This window comes from Mucilaginibacter koreensis, from assembly GCF_054783355.1.
Genome location: NZ_BAAGQS010000001.1, coordinates 2207160 through 2227069, shown reverse-complemented (window position 1 = coordinate 2227069; position 19910 = coordinate 2207160). Strand labels below are relative to the sequence as shown.

Annotated in this window: 20 protein-coding genes; 11 read left to right on the top strand and 9 right to left on the bottom strand. The window is 43.3% G+C overall.

Going from position 1 to position 19910, the window contains the following annotated elements; all coding sequences use genetic code 11:
- Nucleotides 1-67: 67 nt before the first annotated feature.
- From ACYVNW_RS10140 to ACYVNW_RS10120, 5 genes are read left to right on the top strand one after another with little or no spacing between them, the layout of a single operon-like run.
- A complete protein-coding gene (locus ACYVNW_RS10140) occupies nucleotides 68-1378 on the top strand; it encodes a UDP-glucose dehydrogenase family protein (RefSeq protein WP_460679747.1) in 1311 nt (436 codons plus the stop codon).
- The gene (locus ACYVNW_RS10135; protein ID WP_460679746.1) at nucleotides 1378-2361 is read left to right on the top strand and encodes a UDP-glucuronic acid decarboxylase family protein; all 984 of its coding nucleotides are present in this window, start codon (nucleotides 1378-1380) and stop codon (nucleotides 2359-2361) included. The genes ACYVNW_RS10140 and ACYVNW_RS10135 overlap by 1 nt, the downstream gene beginning before the upstream one ends.
- Complete coding sequence (galE, locus tag ACYVNW_RS10130; RefSeq protein WP_460679745.1) at nucleotides 2361-3386, top strand: UDP-glucose 4-epimerase GalE; 1026 nt, start codon at nucleotides 2361-2363, stop codon at nucleotides 3384-3386. Before ACYVNW_RS10135 ends, galE begins: the two co-directional genes overlap by 1 nt.
- Before the next feature lie 24 nt (nucleotides 3387-3410).
- Nucleotides 3411-4463: a dTDP-glucose 4,6-dehydratase gene (rfbB, locus tag ACYVNW_RS10125; protein ID WP_460679744.1), complete on the top strand. Its 1053-nt coding sequence runs from the start codon at nucleotides 3411-3413 to the stop codon at nucleotides 4461-4463.
- A gap of 2 nt (nucleotides 4464-4465) precedes the next feature.
- Nucleotides 4466-5209: a tyrosine-protein phosphatase gene (locus tag ACYVNW_RS10120; RefSeq protein WP_460679743.1), complete on the top strand. Its 744-nt coding sequence runs from the start codon at nucleotides 4466-4468 to the stop codon at nucleotides 5207-5209.
- Here the strand turns inward: ACYVNW_RS10120 and ACYVNW_RS10115 are convergent.
- Nucleotides 5206-6315 carry a lipase family protein gene (locus ACYVNW_RS10115; RefSeq protein WP_460679742.1) on the bottom strand — a complete coding sequence of 370 codons (1110 nt, stop codon included), beginning with the start codon at nucleotides 6313-6315 and terminating at the stop codon, nucleotides 5206-5208. The two genes, ACYVNW_RS10120 and ACYVNW_RS10115, sit on opposite strands and share 4 nt — an antisense overlap.
- Before the next feature lie 92 nt (nucleotides 6316-6407).
- On the opposite strand from ACYVNW_RS10115, the gene ACYVNW_RS10110 reads away from it, so the two are divergent.
- Nucleotides 6408-7130 (top strand): TlpA disulfide reductase family protein, encoded by a 723-nt coding sequence (locus ACYVNW_RS10110; RefSeq protein ID WP_460679741.1) that lies wholly within the window; start codon nucleotides 6408-6410, stop codon nucleotides 7128-7130.
- A gap of 33 nt (nucleotides 7131-7163) precedes the next feature.
- Here ACYVNW_RS10110 and ACYVNW_RS10105 read toward each other — a convergent pair whose 3' ends face one another.
- The gene (locus ACYVNW_RS10105; RefSeq protein WP_460679740.1) at nucleotides 7164-7517 is read right to left on the bottom strand and encodes a HesB/IscA family protein; all 354 of its coding nucleotides are present in this window, start codon (nucleotides 7515-7517) and stop codon (nucleotides 7164-7166) included.
- 96 nt (nucleotides 7518-7613) lie between these two features.
- On the opposite strand from ACYVNW_RS10105, the gene ACYVNW_RS10100 reads away from it, so the two are divergent.
- From ACYVNW_RS10100 to ACYVNW_RS10085, 4 genes are all read left to right on the top strand, one after another.
- Complete coding sequence (locus ACYVNW_RS10100) at nucleotides 7614-8141, top strand: DUF7935 family protein (RefSeq protein WP_460679739.1); 528 nt, start codon at nucleotides 7614-7616, stop codon at nucleotides 8139-8141.
- A gap of 5 nt (nucleotides 8142-8146) precedes the next feature.
- A complete protein-coding gene (locus ACYVNW_RS10095) occupies nucleotides 8147-9694 on the top strand; it encodes an acyl-CoA mutase large subunit family protein (RefSeq protein WP_460679738.1) in 1548 nt (515 codons plus the stop codon).
- Nucleotides 9695-10138: 444 nt separating this feature from the next.
- Nucleotides 10139-11566, top strand: a complete 1428-nt coding sequence (gene dnaA / locus ACYVNW_RS10090; RefSeq protein WP_460679737.1) for a chromosomal replication initiator protein DnaA — start codon at nucleotides 10139-10141, stop codon at nucleotides 11564-11566.
- A gap of 67 nt (nucleotides 11567-11633) precedes the next feature.
- Nucleotides 11634-12095 carry a hypothetical protein gene (locus ACYVNW_RS10085; RefSeq protein WP_460679736.1) on the top strand — a complete coding sequence of 154 codons (462 nt, stop codon included), beginning with the start codon at nucleotides 11634-11636 and terminating at the stop codon, nucleotides 12093-12095.
- Between the two features lie 106 nt (nucleotides 12096-12201).
- Here ACYVNW_RS10085 and ACYVNW_RS10080 read toward each other — a convergent pair whose 3' ends face one another.
- The 4 genes from ACYVNW_RS10080 to ACYVNW_RS10065 all read right to left on the bottom strand — a co-directional run bounded on the left by ACYVNW_RS10080 (nucleotide 12202) and on the right by ACYVNW_RS10065 (nucleotide 14783).
- Nucleotides 12202-12753, bottom strand: coding sequence for an NUDIX hydrolase (locus tag ACYVNW_RS10080; RefSeq protein ID WP_460679735.1), 552 nt, complete (start codon nucleotides 12751-12753; stop codon nucleotides 12202-12204).
- A gap of 97 nt (nucleotides 12754-12850) precedes the next feature.
- Entirely contained in the window at nucleotides 12851-13669 is an 819-nt protein-coding gene (locus tag ACYVNW_RS10075; protein WP_460679734.1) for a TPM domain-containing protein, read from the bottom strand.
- Between the two features lie 10 nt (nucleotides 13670-13679).
- A complete protein-coding gene (locus ACYVNW_RS10070; RefSeq protein WP_460679733.1) occupies nucleotides 13680-14114 on the bottom strand; it encodes a TPM domain-containing protein in 435 nt (144 codons plus the stop codon).
- Between the two features lie 90 nt (nucleotides 14115-14204).
- A complete protein-coding gene (locus ACYVNW_RS10065; RefSeq protein ID WP_460679732.1) occupies nucleotides 14205-14783 on the bottom strand; it encodes a LemA family protein in 579 nt (192 codons plus the stop codon).
- Nucleotides 14784-14962: 179 nt separating this feature from the next.
- Here ACYVNW_RS10065 and ACYVNW_RS10060 point away from each other — a divergent pair, with 179 nt between their 5' ends.
- A complete protein-coding gene (locus tag ACYVNW_RS10060; RefSeq protein WP_460679731.1) occupies nucleotides 14963-17257 on the top strand; it encodes a GH92 family glycosyl hydrolase in 2295 nt (764 codons plus the stop codon).
- A 40-nt stretch (nucleotides 17258-17297) separates the two neighbouring features.
- On the opposite strand, the gene ACYVNW_RS10055 is transcribed toward ACYVNW_RS10060, so the two are convergent.
- The 3 genes from ACYVNW_RS10055 to ACYVNW_RS10045 form a co-directional block, all read right to left on the bottom strand.
- Entirely contained in the window at nucleotides 17298-17864 is a 567-nt protein-coding gene (locus ACYVNW_RS10055) for an RNA polymerase sigma factor (protein WP_460679730.1), read from the bottom strand.
- A gap of 765 nt (nucleotides 17865-18629) precedes the next feature.
- Nucleotides 18630-19376, bottom strand: coding sequence for a class I SAM-dependent methyltransferase (locus ACYVNW_RS10050; protein WP_460679729.1), 747 nt, complete (start codon nucleotides 19374-19376; stop codon nucleotides 18630-18632).
- A gap of 67 nt (nucleotides 19377-19443) precedes the next feature.
- Nucleotides 19444-19890: an RrF2 family transcriptional regulator gene (locus ACYVNW_RS10045; RefSeq protein ID WP_460679728.1), complete on the bottom strand. Its 447-nt coding sequence runs from the start codon at nucleotides 19888-19890 to the stop codon at nucleotides 19444-19446.
- Nucleotides 19891-19910 lie beyond the last annotated feature (20 nt).

Genomic DNA, 19910 nt, shown 5'->3' with positions numbered 1-19910 from the left:
TATAGCAGAAATGATTATCTTCGTCCGGGTGTAAAAATAATAACAAAAACAATTAACTTATTCACATATGAAAATTGCCGTAGTTGGAACAGGCTATGTAGGTTTAGTAACAGGTACTTGTTTGGCTGAAACGGGTAACGAGGTTACCTGCGTTGACATCAATGAGCAAAAGGTGCAAATGATGAAAGATGGTCAGCTCCCTATTTATGAGCCAGGCCTTGATTTGCTCTTTCACCGTAATATTAAACAAGGTCGTTTAACTTTTACTACCAATTTGGCGGATGCTATTGCTGATGCTAAAATTATATTTTTGGCTCTGCCTACGCCTCCGGGTGGAGATGGCGCAGCCGATTTAAGCTATGTACTGGGTGCTGCGCGCGATATCGGTAAATTAATTACCGAATATAAAGTAATTGTAACTAAATCAACTGTGCCGGTAGGTACTGCCGATAAGGTAACAGCAGCCCTTAAAGAACATACTACTCAGGAGTTTGCTGTAGTATCAAACCCCGAGTTTTTACGCGAAGGCGTGGCCGTAGAAGACTTTATGAAGCCTGACCGCGTAGTGGTAGGTACTACCGACGAGCGCGCCCGTAAATTGATGGGTGAATTGTACGCCCCATATGTACGCCAGGGTAACCCGGTAATTTTCATGGATGAGCGTTCATCAGAGTTAACAAAATATGCTGCCAACTCATTCTTAGCCACCAAAATTTCGTTCATGAACGAAATTGCCAACATGTGTGAACTGGTAGGTGCTGATGTGGATATGGTGCGCCGTGGTATAGGTGCCGATGAGCGTATTGGCCGCCGCTTCTTATTTGCCGGTATAGGTTATGGCGGTAGCTGTTTCCCTAAAGATGTGCAGGCCCTGGCTAAATCTGCCGAAGAAAATAAATACGATTTTAAAATTCTGAACTCGGTAATGGAAGTTAACGAAATTCAGAAAACCGTACTGGTAGAAAAAATTAAAGCTTACTACGGCGGCGATTTAAAAGGCAAGCATTTTGCCATGTGGGGATTGGCCTTTAAACCTGAAACCGACGATATTCGCGAAGCACCGGCACTGTATATTATTGATGATCTGGTGGCAGCTGGCGCTACCATTACTGCTTACGATCCTGAAGGTATGCCAAACATAAAGAAACTGATTGGCGATAAAATTTCATATGCCGAGAATCGCTATGATGCTTTGGTAAATGCAGATGCTTTATTGATTGTAACAGAATGGTCGGTTTTCCGTACACCTGATTTTGATTTTATTAAAGAAAAACTGAAAGCACCGGTTATTTTCGATGGTCGTAACCTGTATGACTTGGACAGAATGAACGAATGCGGATTTTATTATAACAGCATCGGCAGAAAAACAGTAAAATAATGGCACGTAAACGTATACTTATTACCGGCGCAGCCGGCTTTTTAGGCTCACATTTATGTGACCGTTTTATCAAGGAAGATTATCATGTTATCGCTATGGATAACCTGATTACCGGCGATATGCGCAATATCGAGCATCTGTTTAAACTCGAAAACTTCGAGTTCCATAACCACGATGTTTCTAAGTATGTGCATGTATCGGGCGATATTGATTATATCCTGCACTTTGCTTCGCCGGCCAGCCCGATTGATTACCTGAAAATTCCTATTCAAACACTAAAAGTAGGTTCATTAGGTACGCACAATTTGCTGGGTTTAGCCAAAGCTAAAAATGCACGTATGCTTATTGCTTCTACTTCAGAAGTATATGGCGATCCTAACGTAAACCCACAACCTGAAGAATATTGGGGTAATGTAAACCCGGTAGGCCCTCGTGGTGTATATGATGAGGCCAAGCGCTTTCAGGAAGCCATTACTATGGCTTACCATACCTTCCATGGTGTTGAAACCCGTATTGTGCGTATCTTCAATACCTATGGTCCGCGTATGCGACTGAATGATGGCCGTGTATTGCCGGCTTTCATTGGTCAGGCCTTGCGTGGCGAGCCACTAACTATGTTTGGTGATGGTTCGCAAACCCGTGCCTTCTGCTATGTAGATGATTTGATTGAAGGTATCTATCGTTTACTGCATAGTGATTATGTACAGCCGATGAACATTGGTAACCCTGATGAGATTACCATTAAAGAATTCGGCGAGGAAATTATTAAGTTAACCGGTACCAACCAGGAACTGATCAGCAAGCCACTGCCAACTGACGACCCTAAGCAACGCCGCCCTGATATTACTAAAGCCAAAGCCATTTTAGGCTGGGAGCCGAAGGTATCGCGCAGCGAAGGTTTACGTATTACTTATGAATACTTTAAATCATTGCCGGAGCACGAAATAAACCATAAAGATTTTACTTATTATAATAAGCAATAATGTCAAAAATATTAGTGACAGGAGGGTTAGGCTTTATCGGTTCGCACACCGTGGTAGAATTGATAAATGCCGGTTATGAGCCAGTGATTATAGATGATCTGTCAAATTCTAGCATTAAGATTTTAGACCAGCTAACCCAAATTTTAGGGCATCAGCCTGCTTTTCATCAGCTCGATTTGTGTGATGAGGCCAGTGTTCAGCAATTGTTCACGGCTGAGCCCGAAATTGACGGCATTATTCATTTTGCGGCATTTAAAGCCGTTGGCGAATCGGTACAATACCCGTTAAAATATTACCGTAACAATTTCTACTCGTTAATTAATCTGCTTAATGCCTATTACAGCAAGCCGGTTAATTTTGTGTTTTCGTCCAGCTGTACAGTTTATGGGCAGCCTGAGCAACTGCCGGTAACCGAGAATGCACCGGTAAAACCGGCCCAATCGCCATACGGTAACACCAAGCAAATTGCTGAAGAAATTCTGCAGGATATGATCACTTCGGGCGGTTCAAAATATAAAGTAATCGCATTGCGTTATTTTAACCCGGTAGGTGCTCATGAATCGGCTTTGATCGGTGAATTGCCTATTGGCGTACCTCAAAACTTGGTGCCGTTTATTACCCAAACAGCTATAGGCAAACGCGAAAAGGTAACCGTGTTCGGCAATGATTATAACACCCCTGACGGCAGCTGTATCAGAGATTACATTCACGTAGTCGATTTGGCTAAAGCACATGTGGCTGCATTAAGGTTGATGGAACAGGAAAGCTTTACCGGGTACGATATGTTTAATATCGGTACCGGAACAGGGACATCTGTACTGCAAATTATTGATGCTTTTGAACGTTCAACCGGCGAAAAGCTGGCTTATACTATTGGCCCGCGCCGCCCGGGCGATGTGGAGCAGGTATGGGGTGATGTAACCAAATCAAAAGAAGTATTGAAATGGAGTACCGAGCTGGGTATTGATGCCATGATGGCTTCTGCCTGGGCCTGGGAAAAGTTTATCGCACAAAATCCTTTATAAATTCGAACTGTTTAAAGTACGGATATGAAGAAAATCATCATTACCGGCGGTGCCGGTTTCATCGGATCGCATGTGGTACGCCGGTTTGTAAACAATTATCCTGATTACCAAATCATCAATCTGGATAAGTTAACTTACGCCGGCAATCTGGCCAACTTAAAAGACATTGAAAATGCGCCCAATTACAAGTTTGTAAAAGGCGATATTGTGGATGCTGCTTTTATTGATGAGCTTTTTGCTAACGAAAAGCCGGATGCCGTAATTCACCTGGCTGCCGAATCGCATGTAGACCGTTCTATTGTAAGCCCGCTCGATTTTGTGATGACCAATATTGTAGGTACGGTAAACTTGTTAAACGCCGCCCGTTACCACTGGAAAGGGGAATATGATCAGCATCGTTTTTACCATGTATCTACAGATGAAGTATACGGTACATTAGGCGAGGAAGGTATGTTTACCGAAGAAACCGCTTATGATCCGCATTCACCGTATTCGGCATCAAAAGCAGGATCAGACCACTTTGTGCGTGCCTATCAGGATACTTACGGCATGAACACCGTAATATCCAACTGTTCAAATAATTATGGTTCTTTCCATTTTCCGGAGAAGCTGATTCCGCTGGCTATCCGTAACATTACACAAAACAAACCTGTGCCTGTATATGGCAAAGGAGAAAATGTACGCGATTGGCTATGGGTAGAAGATCATGCCCGCGCTATTGATGTGATTTTTCATAACGCAGCAACCGGAAAAACGTATAATATTGGTGGCCACAACGAGTGGAAGAATATCGACCTGATTAACCTGTTGTGCAGTATTTTAGATAAAAAGCTGGGTAGGGCAGAAGGCGAATCAGCAAAGCTGATTACTTACGTAACCGACCGTGCCGGCCACGATTTGCGTTATGCTATTGACGCAACCAAACTTAAAAACGAGTTGGGCTGGACGCCGAGCATTACTTTCGAAGAGGGGTTGGAGAAAACTGTGGATTGGTATTTAGCCAACGAAGAATGGCTGAACGATGTAACTTCGGGCCATTACCAGCAGTATTATGAGGAGCAGTACAGTAATCGTTAACCATGTTCGGCTTATTTAAAAAAAAGCAGGCCAACCGCGAGATTACATTCAACTATGCAGAGCTGGGCGTTGATATGCACTCGCATGTACTGCCCGGTATTGATGACGGTGCCAAAACGCCCGAAGATTCAATTATACTGATAAAAAAAATGATGGAGGTGGGGATAAAAAAAATTATCGCCACCCCTCATATTATGGCCGATTACTACCGTAACGATGCCACTACCATTAACAACGCTTTAACCATTTTAAAGGAAGAACTGCAGCGCCAGCAAATTGATATTATTATAGAAGCTGCTGCTGAGCACTACCATGATGAAACCTTTGAAGCGCGCATAGACCGCGACGAACTGATGGTAATGGCTGGCAACCATGTGTTGTTCGAGCTTCCTTTTATCAGCAAACCACCCAATGTTTTTGCGGTCATCCAAAAAATGAGGGCAAAGGGTTATCAGCCTATTTTAGCGCACCCCGAACGTTATCCTTATCTCAGTATTGATGAGTTTAAGATGATTCATGATTGGGGATGCTTGTTTCAGCTCAATATTATTTCGCTTACCGGTTATTATAGCCGTGAAACCAAAAAGCTGGCAGAAACCCTGATTGATTATGGCCTGATTGATTTTACATCGAGCGATATGCACCACCCGCGCCATGCCGCTGCATTTCAGAATGCTTTGCGCACTACTTATGCCGCAAAGCTGATTGCCGAAGGTTATCCGTTAAGAAATAAGCTCCTTCTTTAAGGAGCGGTTGCATACTCACGCTCCGTTAGCTCATAATAAGGGCTGAACAAGTGATGGGTGAACAGCTTATCAGGCTGATTAGGATACTTTTTTCGATATACGGCATCAGGCATCAGCATAATAATAGTTCCACAATGGGTATACAGATTATTATTGGCATACACCGGCTCAGCAAATTCAGGCAATTCTTTCTTAATAAACTTATACACCAGATGGCCTAAATATTTCTGATCATGCTTTAATGCCTTTTCGGGAGGATTTTTAAGCTGGTTATAAATATGTTTAATAAACAGCTTTTTAATAAACGATTGCCCTTTAGTAATGCGCCCAACATCGCCAAAAGGATTGGGTTGGTTGAAATCATTAAGCGTTTGCAATGAGAAAGGCGTTTCGGGCACCCAGTCGGCAGCATTAATTACGGATAGCCCCCAGCCACCACGGGTAAGGTAATCGTAGCTGTAAGCATAATAAGTATTACCAGGTTTAGGCGGCGCGCTGCAATAGGTTTTAAAAACAACATCTGCCGGTAATGCTTTTTGTTGCTGCAAATTAGCCAGGTATGAGCGTAGCAGATAAGCAATAGCTCCACCTTGGCTATGTCCCATAATGATGAAGTTTTTAATATGCTGTTTGTTGTACAGTTGGGTTAACTGACTTATTACTGTTGGCGCAATATCAGCCATGCCCAATAGCCAGCCTATATGCACGGTAGCCCTCGGGTCATCAGCCAAATGATAATTAAAAGTTTGGGTGTTACTGATGTGTAATTGTCCGCTGGCAGGTACCATTGCCGCATAAAAGTTCTCAATCCAGCTCACGCTTTCGGCAGTGGTACCCCTGATGCTAATCACGGCAGTTTGCCGGTTATTCACCCACAAATCCCAACGGTTTTTGAGCGGCCCTACGGCCGAACGATATATACGGTGATACAGGCGAGGCGTAGGAACACTTTCTCCTTTAATCACCGTATCCATCTGTTGCCTCGAAATGCGCAACAGTTCCAGATATTCCTGTGCATCAAAGTTAGGTTTCAGCTGGGCTTGTGCAGACAGGCAAAATACTAAAATGAGAAGTATAAGTAAGAGAGTTTTTTGTACCGTATACATGGCTATATCAACTGAAATTGAAGTGAGTTTGTTTAAATGTATATTTTGACGGATTTCTTTTTTGTCGTTATCTTAGGGCATAAACTTATCACATGAAAAAAATACTCATTGCCATATTCCTGTTGGCTGCCGGCTATGTACATGCCCAGGAAACCATTGTGAAACGTAGCCCGCTGAAAATTGATGAAAACACTGTCTTTCTGGATTCTGCAGGTAAAAAGATGAAGACTGATGAGTGGCGGCTTATGTTGATGAGCGGTAACTATATAGTTAAAAGGGTAAATCCGGCAGACAGTACATCAGCCTATACCCTCACAAAGCTTAACGCTCTGCAAAAGGAGATAATGTTAATGAACATGCCTAAGCCGCCTGAAAGTCCATATTTCAATACTGGTGGTGTGTTGGATATGTTTAGTGATAAAGCTATCGATGGTTATTCATTTAACAGGAAAACGCTGAAAGGTAAAATTGTAGTGCTCAACTTTTGGTTTGTTGATTGTCCGCCCTGCCGTGCCGAAATTCCGGAATTAAATAAAATAGTGGAGGCCTATAAAGATAACCCGGATGTAGTGTTCATTGCTGCAGCGCTTGATTATAAAGGCGACATCAATAAATTCACAAAAAATACGCCTTTCAATTATCATTTGGTAGCTGACAGCCGCTATTGGACAACAAAGTGGGGAATACGTACTTTTCCTACCAACGTTATTATTGATGGAGATGGAATAGTCCGGTTTCACACATCTGGTTTTGGCCCCGCCACTGCCCACTGGATAAAGAAGACATTGGATGAAATAAAAAAAGCCGGTTCATGAACCGGCTTTTTTTATTGTATTTGCGAAATATGTTTACACAGAGAACGATGTGCCGCAACCGCATGTGCTGGCTGCATTAGGGTTGTTGAATACAAACCCACGGGCATTCAAACCATCCTGAAAATCAATCTGCATGCCTACCAGGTATAAGCCATGGGCTTTGTGCATAAATACTTTAACACCGTCAATATAATAAATCTGGTCGCCGTCTTTTTGCTGGTCAAAGCCCAAAATATAGTTCATCCCTGCACAGCCGCCACCTTCAACACCAATGCGCAGGCCAAAGTCATCATTCAGTTCTTGCTGATCTTTCAGTTTGTTAATTTCTTTTACTGCCCCTTCGGTAAACGAAACAGGCGCTATCGCAGTATCCACAGCAGTACTCATTTTAATTTCTATTTAGTTATAACAAATATAAGTTAAAATATACATTTTTGTTAACGGCACGCCCGTTTATGACCTTTGTTTAACATTGCCCGCATCATGCTAACAAACCTTTTATTTGACATTTTTAAATACACTGTTGCCGGCATCGGCCTCATCTGGATTGCTTTTTATTTAATTAAACCTTATTTAGACCGTACCGAAAAAATACAGGTGCTTGAACTAAAAAAAGCTGCCAGCAGCCAGCTGCTGCCTTTACGCCTGCAGGCTTACGAACGTGTAATCTTATTTATTGAGCGCATCAATCCGGCCAATTTGTTTGTGCGCTTAAATGCACCTGCCTATACCGCTGCTGAACTGCAAACTATAATTGTAAATGAGTTGCGCGAAGAGTTTCAGCACAATATCACCCAGCAAATTTATATCAGCAGCCGTGCCTGGGGTATGGTAAGGCGTATAAAAGATGATACCATTAACCTGATCAACAATGCTGCCCGCACTTTACCATCTGAAGCTACCGGACTGGACTTAGCCAAACTGATATTAACCCAATTGGGGCAAATGGAGGAGAGTCCTTACGATGCTGCTGCAGGTGTAATTAAACGTGATTTAGAAGAGTTATTTTAAGCAACATGGCAGAGAAGAAGGTAATTACCAGTTCTGGTATTGAAATTAAAGAAGTATATACTACTCCTTCAGCAATGAATGAACTGCCGGGGCAGTTTCCGTATACCAGGGGGATACAGAAAGATATGTACCGGGGCAGGCCCTGGACGATGCGCCAGTATGCCGGTTTTTCTACCGCCGAAGAATCAAATAAACGGTATCATTACCTGTTGCAGCAGGGTACTATGGGGTTGTCCGTAGCTTTTGATTTGCCTACGCAAATCGGGTACGACTCTGATCATGATTTAGCCGAAGGTGAGGTGGGTAAGGTAGGTGTGGCCATTGATTCGTTACAGGATATGGAGATTTTATTTGACGGCATTGAGCTTGAAAAAATCACCACATCCATGACGATTAATGCCACTGCATCTATTTTACTGGCGATGTATATTGCTTTGGCTAAAAAGCAGGGAGCAGATATTAAACAAATTTCGGGTACTATTCAAAATGACATCTTGAAAGAATATGCCGCACGTGGTACCTATATCTACCCGCCTGGGCCATCTATGCGGTTAATAACTGACATTTTTGAGTATTGCAGTAAAGAGGTGCCGAAATGGAACACCATATCCATCTCCGGCTACCATATTCGCGAGGCTGGTTCAACTGCCGTGCAGGAATTGGCCTTCACCTTAGCTAATGGCAAGGCTTACTTAAAGGCTGCTATAGAAAAAGGGTTGGATGTAAATGTGTTTGCCAAGCGTTTATCGTTCTTTTTTAATTGCCATAACAATTTCTTTGAGGAGATAGCCAAATTCAGGGCGGCCAGGCGTATGTGGGCGCATATAACCCAAAGCCTGGGCGCTACCGATGCCGGTGCACAAAAGCTGCGCTTCCATACGCAAACTGGCGGCTCTACCTTAACTGCCCAGCAACCTATGAACAACATTGTGCGGGTAAGCAACCAGGCACTGGCTGCGGTATTGGGAGGAACACAATCCCTGCATACTAATGGTTATGACGAAGCCTTGTCGTTACCCACCGAAGCGGCTGCTAAGGTAGCCTTGCGTACACAGCAAATCATCGCCTTTGAAAGCGGCGTAACCGATACAGTAGACCCATTGGCTGGTTCATATTTTGTAGAAACCCTGACAGACGAACTGGAAGCTGCTGCACAATTATATATAGATAAGATTGATGCGATGGGGGGCTCAGTAAAAGCGATTGAACAGGACTATATACAGCAGGAAATTGCCCGATCAGCTTATCAGTACCAAACCGAAATTGAAAACCAGGAGCGTATACTGGTAGGGGTAAACAAGTTTACTGAGGCAGAGCAGCAGGTAACAGAAGTGTTCCGGGTGGATGATACTATCCGTATTCAACAAATTGAAAAATTAGAAAAGCTGAAGGCCGAACGGAATAATGAACAAGTGCAAAAGGCGCTGAGTGAGTTATTAACAGCCGCCAAAGGAAGCCATAACCTGATGCCGTATATACTAACTGCTGTGGAACATTATGCAACACTGGGCGAAATTGCTGATGTATTGCGTAGCGTGTTTGGTGAATATTAATTGTATATTAAAATTAAGTTAATATACATGTTTATCAACAAGCAGTAATCTTGCCATATTTTATCCACATTGCATTTCAAAATATTATCTGCCCTATTATCAATCACTTAAAATTTTAAGCCCAAAGTTATCCACATTGTGGCGTGGCTGTTGTTGTATAGTAACACCAAATTGGGCTTCAACTACCCAGTGTATACTCAACAAAACAACCTCACATGGAAACACACTTACTCCTGCAACAGAATACAGTTACTTTAAGGTACCGCGCGTGGCGTTTATAGGAAAAATAGTTGAACTTGTGGTGAATTAATTGAAAATAAATATCCACAAAAACTGAAAAACCTATTTTTTTTATCCACTTTTTTGTCAATATTCGATATTCCGTAGGCGGCCGATTTAAATAAGCCACGCGGTTTGAAAATCAACAATTTATCACATTGCGATATGGAAAAAACTTGTACTCATGTTTGGAATAGCTGCTTGCAGATCATCAAAGACAACATTCCGGCCCAAAGTTTTAAGACCTGGTTTGACCCGATTAAAGCTTTACGTTTGGATGGAAGTGTGCTGACCATTCAAGTACCCAGCCTGTTCTTTTACGAGTGGCTGGAAGAACATTATGTAGGTTTGCTGCGTAAAACGATCAAAAATCAGTTAGGCGAAGACGGCCGGCTGGAATACAATATTGTGGTTGACCAGTCATCAGCAAGCAAGCCCCTAACTACCAACATGCCCTCGAACGGAAATGGTGCTGAAGCAAAGAACCAGTCAATGCCGATGCCTATTTCTTTGAATAAGGATATTAAAAACCCTTTTGTAATACCGGGTTTAAAAAAGCTGCATGTTGACCCTCAACTGAACCAAAACTATACCTTCGAAAACTTTGTAGAGGGTGATTGCAACCGTTTAGCCCGTTCGGCCGGTTATGCGGTGGCTGCTAAACCAGGCGGTACCTCATTTAACCCGCTGATGATTTATGGTTCGGTAGGTTTGGGTAAAACCCACCTGGCCCATGCCATTGGTAACGAAATTAAACGTACCCTGCCCGACAAGCTGGTACTGTATGTAAGCTGTGAGAAATTCACCCAGCAGTTTGTAGATGCCTTAAAGCACAACAACATTAACGACTTTGTGAATTTTTACCAGGCCATTGATGTGCTGATTATGGATGATGTGCACAACTTTGCCGGTAAAGAAAAAACGCAGGATTTCTTTTTCCATATTTTCAACCATCTTCACCAAACCGGTAAGCAGCTGATCATCACTTCTGATAAAGCGCCTAAAGATTTAGCCGGCTTAGAAGAACGTCTGCTGTCGCGTTTCAAATGGGGCTTATCTGCCGATTTGCAAGTGCCTGATCTGGAAACCCGTATGGCTATCCTGAAAAGCAAAATCTATCAGGATGGTATCGAACTGCCGGATGATGTAATGGAATACGTAGCCCACAACATTGATAACAACGTGCGCGAACTGGAAGGCGCCATGGTATCATTGTTGGCCCAGTCTACCTTAACACACAAGGAGATTGACCTGAACCTGGCTAAGCAGATGCTGAAGAACTTTGTTAAAAATTCTTCAAAAGAAATATCAATGGATTACATTCAAAACCTGGTGTGCGAGTATTTTGAAGTACCGGTGGATATGATGAAATCACAAACCCGCAAGCGCGAAATTGTGCAGGCCCGCCAGATTTCCATGTACCTGTCAAAAGCCCATACCAAAAGTTCACTGAAAACCATCGGAAACTTCTTTGGCGGCCGCGATCACTCTACCGTAATTTACGCCTGCCAAACGGTAGAAGATTTAATTGATACCGATAAAAAGTTTAAAAATTACGTGGCCGATATTCAGAAGAAACTGAAAATGTCATAAAATATTTAATCGCAATGGATAAAGAAAAGCCTTGTACTTATGTACAGGGCTTTTTACTTTTATAAGTATGAGAATTCTATTCATCTTACTTATCGCAATAGTAATAAGCACCGGTGCTTATGCCCAGCAAAATGAAACTGCAGCCATTAAGCAAACCATAGCTAACCTTTTTGATGGCATGCGCAGAGCGGATACAACATTGGTACGATCGGCTTTTGCCAAAGGTATGGTGTTGCATAGCGTAGCTGCCAGGGCAGATGGCTCAGTTGTACTGGTTAACGAGAAACCCGATGATTTTATTAAAAGCATAGGCACCCCGCACAAAGAAATGTACGACGAGCGCCTCGGTAAAATGGATATTAAAATTGATGCTGATTTGGCAAGCGTGTGGGTGCCTTATCAATTTTATTTGGGAAGTAAGTTCAGTCACTGCGGGGTAGATGTGTTTCAATTAATGAAAATTGCCGCCGGATGGAAAATTATTTACATTGCCGATACCCGGCATAAGGATGGTTGTGTGGTGGAGTAAATAGAAAAACATTAGCTCTTGTCATTGCGAGGTACGAAGCAATCTCGTAGCTGTGCTTCTTAGGGAATTGCTTCGTACCTCACAATGATAACTTAAAGTATAATCTTCAGCTCATCTTCGCCATGGCATAAAACAAGCCCGCAACATGCATGGCCTGCATAATTTTATTATCGGCCAATAGTTGCTTTACTTCATCAATACTGTAAATTTCAATGACGATTTCCTCGTGTGGATCTAAATCCTGCCCGGTTACTTTTTTGCCGCCTTTGGCTAAAAAGCAACGTATATTGTTGTTGCCGGTAGATGGGTTGGGCCACAAATTGCACAACAGTTCAACACTGTCAAATTCATAACCGGTTTCCTCCAGCAATTCACGCTTAACAGCTTCTTCCGGGCTTTCACCTTCGTCCATTACGCCACCTGGTAATTCAAGGGATACTTCGCCCACGGCATGGCGATATTGTTTCACCAGGATGATTCGATTGTCCTCAGTCAAAGCTACTGCATTTACCCAGTCGGCATATTCCAGTACATAATAATCATCCACAATACGGCCGTCGGGCATTTTGCAGGTATCTACCCGCATGGTAGCCCACATGCCTTTATGTATATATTCGGAGGAAAGTAACTTCCATTTCAGTTGGTCGTCAGTTATCATATCAATTATCAGATGCTCAAAAGTATCAAAAACAAATTACCCCACTCACAATTCTCCTTAATGAACCAATGAACCAATGAACCAATGAACCAATGAACTACCAGCTTCCGCTGCTACCGCCACCGCCAAAGCTACCGCCGCCAAAGCCTCCGAAGCCGCCACCTCCGCCACCGGAGCTTCCGCCGCCCCAACCGGAGCCACCACCCCAGCCACTGCCGCTGCTTCGGCCACCGCCTAGCATATTACCTGCCAAAAACCACCAGAACGGACTGGCGCCGCCACGGCCGCCAATAATGCGGCCGCCCCCACCGCCTCCACGATTACGGAAAATAAAGAAGATGATAATCAATACAATAATGATGATAAAGCCAGCACTGCCACCGCCATCATTGTCGCCTTTCTTGCGGCCACGGTTGGCATAATCAGCATCAGCTTTATATTCGCCTTTGGTGGCTTTTATAATATCATCGGTGGCGGCATCCAGGCCACCATAATAATCACCTTGTTTAAAGCGCGGTTTAATATCACGGTCAATAATTTGCTGGGTAGTAATATCTGGAAGGGCACCTTCCATACCATAACCTGTTTGTATGGTTACCTTTCGGTCATCAAGCGCTACCAGCAACAGTACACCATTGTTTTTACCGCTGTTACCTATGCCCCAGGCGCGGCCCAGTTGTGTACCGTATTCATTAATATCATACTCGCCCACCGAACGTATGATGACTACAGCTACCTGCGTAGAGGTAGAATCGTCAAAAGCCACCAGTTTACTTTCCAGCTGCTGTTTTTGATCGGCAGAAAGTGCATTGGTAAAATCAGCCACTAAAGTGTTAGGCTTTGGCGGCAGCTTTTGCGCGAAAGTTGTGGATATAATAAATAACAGGCTAAACAGCCATGACAATCTTTTCAGCATTGGGGTAAAATTATTGGCCGTTCATAAAGGCAATGTCATCGGGCAACTCGTTGCTGCCCCCGCTTTTATGCGGAAAGTAAGTTTTTAACTGGCTACCGGCATGCTGCAGGCCGTCTACAATGCCGCCAACCAAGTCACCTTGTTTAAAAAAGGTAAGCATGCTTTCTTTGGTACTGTCCCAAAAATTGTCGGGTACCAGTTGATTTATACCGGCATCGCCAATAATGGCAAACTTGCGGTCTTTGGTGGCCAGGTAAATAAGCACGCCATTGCGTTGCTTGGTTTGGTGCATTTCCAGTTTGTGAAAGTATTTAGCGGCCCGTTCTACGGGTTCTTCACTACAGGTTTCTTCTACACAAACCCGTATCTGCCCCGAAGTTTGCCGCTCAGCCGCTTCAATAGCCAGGCGTACCTGCTGTTGGTCATGATCGTTAAAAACAGCCATATATTGATGAGTGATGGAGTGAAGGATGACAGAATTGAGAAGCGTAAAATGAATACATAAACGCGTATTTATCTTACGCTTCTTCTGGGGTTAAAATTTAACTTCGGGAGCCTTTTGTGCATTAGCTTCTGCAGCAAAGTAACCCTTAGGCGAAAAGCCAAACATTTTGGCAGTCAGGTTAGCCGGAAATGCGCGGATTTTGCTGTTGTAAGTTTGTACAGAGCCGTTAAAGTCATTACGGGCTACGTTAATGCGGTTTTCGGTACCCTCTAATTGTGCCTGTAAACCTCTAAATGCATCATTAGCGCGCAAGGTCGGGTAGTTTTCAGTTACGCTTAACAATCGGCCTAATGCAGTGCTCAGTTCACCTTGTGCCTCCTGGTATTTTTGTACGCTTTCTGGTGTTAACTTGCTGGCATCTACCTGTACTGAAGTAGCTTTGGCGCGGGCCTCGGTTACTTCGGTTAATGTACCTTTTTCAAAATTGGCCTCACCTTTTACGGTATTTACCAGGTTAGGTATCAAATCGGCCCGGCGCTGGTACTGGCTTTGTACGGCACCCCACTTGGCTTTGGTATCTTCATCGGCCTGTACAATGCTGTTATAACTGCAAGAGCTGAAGGACATGGCCGTCATTAATAACAAAACTGCGAACAGTAATTTTTTCATGGTGTGTTTTAATTGTTAAGTGATGTAATTGTTGTATTGGATTGCTAAATGGTATAAATGTTACAACGTAACGGATGCAAACTCTGTAACACCGTTGATGCATCATCCTATTAATGCAAAATTTAACATAAGGTTTTATATCTTAGCCTTACATTAAAGCATTTTTGCAGCTTCTATTCATGAAATATCTATTTACTGCACTTTTTACCGCCGCTCTGGCACAAAGCATTGCACAAACCCCAAAGCCAGAAAAGCTGGTATCTTATGTAAAACCCATTATTGGTACCCAGCGTATGGGGCATACTTACCCGGGCGCTACGGTGCCTTTCGGCATGGTACAATTAAGCCCTGAAACTGATACAGTAAGTTATGAATACAATGGAAAATATAATCCTAAAGTATATGAGTACTGTGCCGGCTACCAGTATGACGATAAGACTATAGTGGGTTTTAGTCATACCCATTTTAGCGGAACCGGTCACTCAGATTTAGGCGACTTTTTAGTGATGCCCACTGTAGGCGAACTGAAACTAAACCCCGGCACTGCCGACCGCCCCAACAGCGGCTACCGCTCTGCTTTTTCGCACAATAATGAGGTAAGCGAAGCCAACTATTACAAAGTAAAACTGGACGACAGTCATATTACGGCAGAGTTAACCACTACGCCGCGCGTTGGTTTCCATCAATATACTTTTCCGAAAACGGATAAAGCACATATCATTTTAGATTTGATGTCGGGTATCTATAACTATCCCGACAAAAATGTGTGGACCTACATCCATGTGGTAAATGATACTTTGGTTACCGGTTACCGCCGTACCAATGGTTGGGCCAAAAACAGGGTATTGTATTTTGCACTTACTTTTTCAAAGCCTTTTGTGCAGCATGGTTTTGCCAATTACTCTAAACGCGAAGTATACCGCGGCTTTTGGGGAAAATTCGATCAGCGAAAAAACTTTCCTGAACTGGCGGCACCTCAAATAAAGGCATATTTTGATTTCAAAACCGAAGAAGGTGAGAAAATCAAAATGAAAATGGCGCTTTCGCCGGTAAGTATGGATGGTGCGTTGAACAACCTCTGCGCCGAAGTGCCGGGTTGGAATTTTGAGCAGGTGAAAGCCAAAGGGCAACAGCAGTGGGAAGATGAACTGCATAAAATTGAAATTCAATCGCCCAGCAAAACAGAGAAGCAAAACTTTTATACTTCTATGTACCATGCCCTCATCAACCCTACCATCTATATGGATGTAGACGGGCAATACAAGGGCCTGGATGGTAATATTCATAAAGCAGAAGGCTTTACCAATTATACCACCTTCTCATTATGGGATACTTATCGTGCCCTGCACCCGCTGTTAAACATTATTGAGCCGAAGCGCAATGCCGATATGGTTACCTCTATGCTGCGCCACTACCAGCAAAGCCCGGAGCAGATGCTGCCGGTATGGTCTAACTCTGGTAACGAGAACTGGTGTATGTCGGGCTACCACAGTGTGCCGGTAATTGCCGATGCTATTATTAAAGGGAACATTGATGCGGATGCTAACCAGTTACTGGATGCTTGTGTGGTAACCGCCCGTCACCGTAATTACGAAGGTATTGGTGTTTACATTGATAAAGGTTACGTACCTAATGAGGCCAGCGGAGTATCCGTATCCAACACGTTAGAATATGCTTTTGATGACTGGTGTATTGCTCAGGCCGCTAAAAAACTGGGTCGTACTGATATTTATAACGAGTTTATTAAACGGTCAGAAAACTTCCGTAATGTATATGATCCGGCCTCAGGCTTTATGCGTCCGCGTTTGAATGATGGTACTTTCCGTAAAAGCTTTGATGCCTTAAGTACCAACAACCAGGGCTTTATTGAAGGTAATGCATGGAATTACACCTTGTTCGTTCCGCACCAACCGGCAGAACTGATTCAATTGATGGGTGGCGAAAAGCGTTTTGTGGGCTATCTGGATTCGTTGTTCACCATGAACCTGCCGGATAAGTATTTTGCCGAAACTGAAGATATTACCCGCGATGGCATTATCGGCAATTATGTACATGGCAACGAGCCTTCGCACCATGTAGCTTACTTATATAACTGGACCAGCCAGCCCTGGAAAACACAGGAGCGTGTGCGGATGATTTTGCCTAAGATGTATAAACCTACACCTGATGGTTTAGGTGGTAATGATGACACGGGACAGATGAGTGCCTGGTATATTTTTACTACGCTTGGTTTCTACCCAGTAGCACCTGGTTCGGGGCAATATGCCATTGGCAGTCCGGCTATTCAAAAGGCAACCATCCATTTAGCTGGTAATAAAACGTTTGTGGTAGATGTGAAAAATCAGTCGGATAAAAATGTATATGTGCAGAAATTATTACTGAACGGCAAGCCGCTGAACCGCCTGTATTTAACAGATGCCGAATTGTTTGCCGGCGGTACGCTTACCTTTTATATGAGCAGTAAGCATAAATAATAGTATATAAGTAGTAATAGGAGGAAAAATGCCGGATTGGTTATACAGCCATCCGGCATTTTTCTTTTTGCTGCAAGCGGTTGATGCGTTCTTTTAACACGCCGCGTGCACGGTGCAAAGTGGTGCGAGACAGCAATTCTGAAATGCCTAAGCTGTTGCTGATTTCCTGGTGCGAATAGCCCTCGATGGCATACATATTAAACACTGATTGGTAAGATGATGGTAATTCGTTTACCAGTTTCATCATTTCTTTCAATTCCAAATTGTTTTCGTTACGTGAAACAGGGTGTATAATGGTAGTTTCAGAAAAATCCTCTACCAATACCATATTCTTCAATTTGCGATAACGTGAGATAGCTGTGTGTACAATTATGCGGCGAATCCAGCCCTCAAAACTTCCTTCACCACGATAGTTGTGCAGGTTGTTAAACATTTTAATCATCCCTTCCTGCAAAATATCCTGTGCTTCATCGGCGTCTTTGGCATATTGGCGGGCCACGCGCAGCATTTTAGGTGCCATTATTTTATATAACAGTTCCTGTTGTTTGCCGTCGTGGTTTAGGCAAGCCTCCAAAATTCTTTTTAAGTTGTCTTGTTGTGATGTCATGATGCTTGGGTTGTGTTGATTGTGCACGTCTATGCCAAGTACAATGCCACTTAATTAAGTTATTGATTTGTAAATACTTGTGAGTTCGCTCTGGGTTAATACCTGTTCGGAACCGAACACTTTAAGCGCTGTAACGAACAGCAGTTAGAACTTATATTTTACAAGGGGAAGGTTTTGTGGTGCTATCCGCTGGTTGGGTCTGTGCTTTATTTCAGTTGTTGTTCTTTTGTCTTGATACAAAAGAACCAAAAACTTAGCGCAGCGATCTCATGAGCGATAGCGAGTAAATCAAGTGCAGCCCCGTCAGGCTTTTTTGCCGCACAAGGCCAGCCCTGCAAAGCCAGTCAGCACCACAGGCTGTTTAGTGTTTGCGTATGAACAGATAATACTTTAATGAGTGGCAGTACAAACACAAAAAGGCATTTACCTCCGCTCGGGGCCACCATGTGCTGCCCGCCTTTAGCCTAAAGCTGAGGGCCTGACAGGGGAGGAAGGGAATTCAAGAAACATGAATTGACAAGAAACAAGCAGTACATACATTACCACCACGTCATTGCGAGAAACAAAGCCATCTCTATACGTGAAGTAAGGGCGTTAGGCAGAGAGATGGCGCCCGTACCTCGCAATGACGTAGTGGTGTCAAGCGTTCTGTTCATTCTCAACTTATAAATTCTGATTTAGGCAACTTCTAACCACAGGACATCCATTAACGCTCATAACAGCCAACCCTGTCTTCATGAAATACAAAACTTACCAATGAGTAACCTACTTCTTCGCCACCAGCACAATATAAGGAGAAAGATTTTTGGATTCTACTGGCACCAGTTTGGTAGCAACTTTACCAGCCAGCCATAACGTTTTAATAAACGCCTTTACACCTGCATTTTGCTGAGCACGGTTCTCGAGCCATATGGAAAACTTGCCGAAATAATAGGATTGCACTTCTTTCAACCCCAGTTCGCGGCTCAATTGTGCCAACAAGGCGGGGTTCATACTATTGATGTTATGCTTGCTGTAATTGTCCGGGTCGAAACGGCGTTGTACCCAGCCGTTTACGCCGGTAAAGTTGGGGAGGGTAATAAATAGCGTGCCGCCTGGTTTTAAAAAGTTGAGGTGGCGCGCAATGATGTCTTTGGTGTCGTTAAAATGCTCAATCAGGCCGCATGAAAGTACCAGATCATACTGCTCTTTAGGTTCATGCTGAAATAAATCGCCTTCAATAACGCCTACATCTGACGTGGTAAGCTGGTTAGCAGCTAACACTTCTTTCAGGATAGGCTGATGAACAAAGAAATCGAACAAAGTAGTGTTCAGGCCAAAATACTTTTTCAGAAATATGGCATAGTAACCCGGAAATCCGCCCAGTTCGATAGCCGTTTGAATGCCGCCTTTGCCAATAATTTGCTTAAAAAGCTGATGAAAAGTATAGGTAGCAGGTACCGGAAAGGCCAGTCCTTTTTTTAATTCCCAATAGTTGGCCCAAAAGGCTTTGTCAGTAAGATCGTTGCTCATTGCTGTTGCAAAGAAACAAGTTTTGCAGGGATGTTGGAAGTAAGGAGACTAAATTGTATCAGGCTGATTAGCTTATTAAGGTGTGATTGCCAGTTGCTTCTTCCTTTTTTATCAAATCTGCAATACTGGTTTCTGATAAGTATTTCAGCGTAGCATCTCTAACATCAACAAACAGACTACGGATACCGCAGGTAGATTCATTGATACATTCCTCGCAACGGTGGTAAAAATTTAAACTGGCACAAGGCACCATTGCAATGGGTCCATCTGTAATGCGGAGAACCTGCGCAATATAAATGTCTTCAGGGGCTTTGTTAAGTGTGTAGCCACCGCCTGCTCCCTTTTTGCTGTATAGCATGCCGGCCTTGCGCAGCTCTAATAATATTTGCTCTAAAAATTTTTTGGGTATGCGCTCCATCTCTGCAATTTGTGCAATCTGCATGGGCGGATTGTTGAGGTTTTTACCTAAAACAATCAATGCTTTAAGGGCATACTTGGTTTTTTTCGAGAGCATATAAGTTATTGAAAAACAAC

Bases quoted from the DNA above. Each gene is read 5' to 3' on its own strand.
- ACYVNW_RS10070 (WP_460679733.1), bottom strand. From the start codon at position 14,114: ATGGCTGTTTTTAACGATCATGACCAACAGCAGGTACGCCTGGCTATT.
- ACYVNW_RS10065 (WP_460679732.1), bottom strand. From the start codon at position 14,783: ATGAAAAAATTACTGTTCGCAGTTTTGTTATTAATGACGGCCATGTCC.
- ACYVNW_RS10095 (WP_460679738.1), top strand. From the start codon at position 8,147: ATGGCAGAGAAGAAGGTAATTACCAGTTCTGGTATTGAAATTAAAGAA.
- ACYVNW_RS10080 (WP_460679735.1), bottom strand. From the start codon at position 12,753: ATGATAACTGACGACCAACTGAAATGGAAGTTACTTTCCTCCGAATAT.
- ACYVNW_RS10140 (WP_460679747.1), top strand. From the start codon at position 68: ATGAAAATTGCCGTAGTTGGAACAGGCTATGTAGGTTTAGTAACAGGT.
- ACYVNW_RS10085 (WP_460679736.1), top strand. From the start codon at position 11,634: ATGAGAATTCTATTCATCTTACTTATCGCAATAGTAATAAGCACCGGT.
- ACYVNW_RS10100 (WP_460679739.1), top strand. From the start codon at position 7,614: ATGCTAACAAACCTTTTATTTGACATTTTTAAATACACTGTTGCCGGC.
- ACYVNW_RS10120 (WP_460679743.1), top strand. From the start codon at position 4,466: ATGTTCGGCTTATTTAAAAAAAAGCAGGCCAACCGCGAGATTACATTC.
- ACYVNW_RS10110 (WP_460679741.1), top strand. From the start codon at position 6,408: ATGAAAAAAATACTCATTGCCATATTCCTGTTGGCTGCCGGCTATGTA.
- ACYVNW_RS10105 (WP_460679740.1), bottom strand. From the start codon at position 7,517: ATGAGTACTGCTGTGGATACTGCGATAGCGCCTGTTTCGTTTACCGAA.
- ACYVNW_RS10135 (WP_460679746.1), top strand. From the start codon at position 1,378: ATGGCACGTAAACGTATACTTATTACCGGCGCAGCCGGCTTTTTAGGC.
- galE (WP_460679745.1), top strand. From the start codon at position 2,361: ATGTCAAAAATATTAGTGACAGGAGGGTTAGGCTTTATCGGTTCGCAC.
- rfbB (WP_460679744.1), top strand. From the start codon at position 3,411: ATGAAGAAAATCATCATTACCGGCGGTGCCGGTTTCATCGGATCGCAT.
- ACYVNW_RS10115 (WP_460679742.1), bottom strand. From the start codon at position 6,315: ATGTATACGGTACAAAAAACTCTCTTACTTATACTTCTCATTTTAGTA.
- ACYVNW_RS10050 (WP_460679729.1), bottom strand. From the start codon at position 19,376: ATGAGCAACGATCTTACTGACAAAGCCTTTTGGGCCAACTATTGGGAA.
- ACYVNW_RS10075 (WP_460679734.1), bottom strand. From the start codon at position 13,669: ATGCTGAAAAGATTGTCATGGCTGTTTAGCCTGTTATTTATTATATCC.
- ACYVNW_RS10045 (WP_460679728.1), bottom strand. From the start codon at position 19,890: ATGCTCTCGAAAAAAACCAAGTATGCCCTTAAAGCATTGATTGTTTTA.
- ACYVNW_RS10055 (WP_460679730.1), bottom strand. From the start codon at position 17,864: ATGACATCACAACAAGACAACTTAAAAAGAATTTTGGAGGCTTGCCTA.
- ACYVNW_RS10060 (WP_460679731.1), top strand. From the start codon at position 14,963: ATGAAATATCTATTTACTGCACTTTTTACCGCCGCTCTGGCACAAAGC.
- dnaA (WP_460679737.1), top strand. From the start codon at position 10,139: ATGGAAAAAACTTGTACTCATGTTTGGAATAGCTGCTTGCAGATCATC.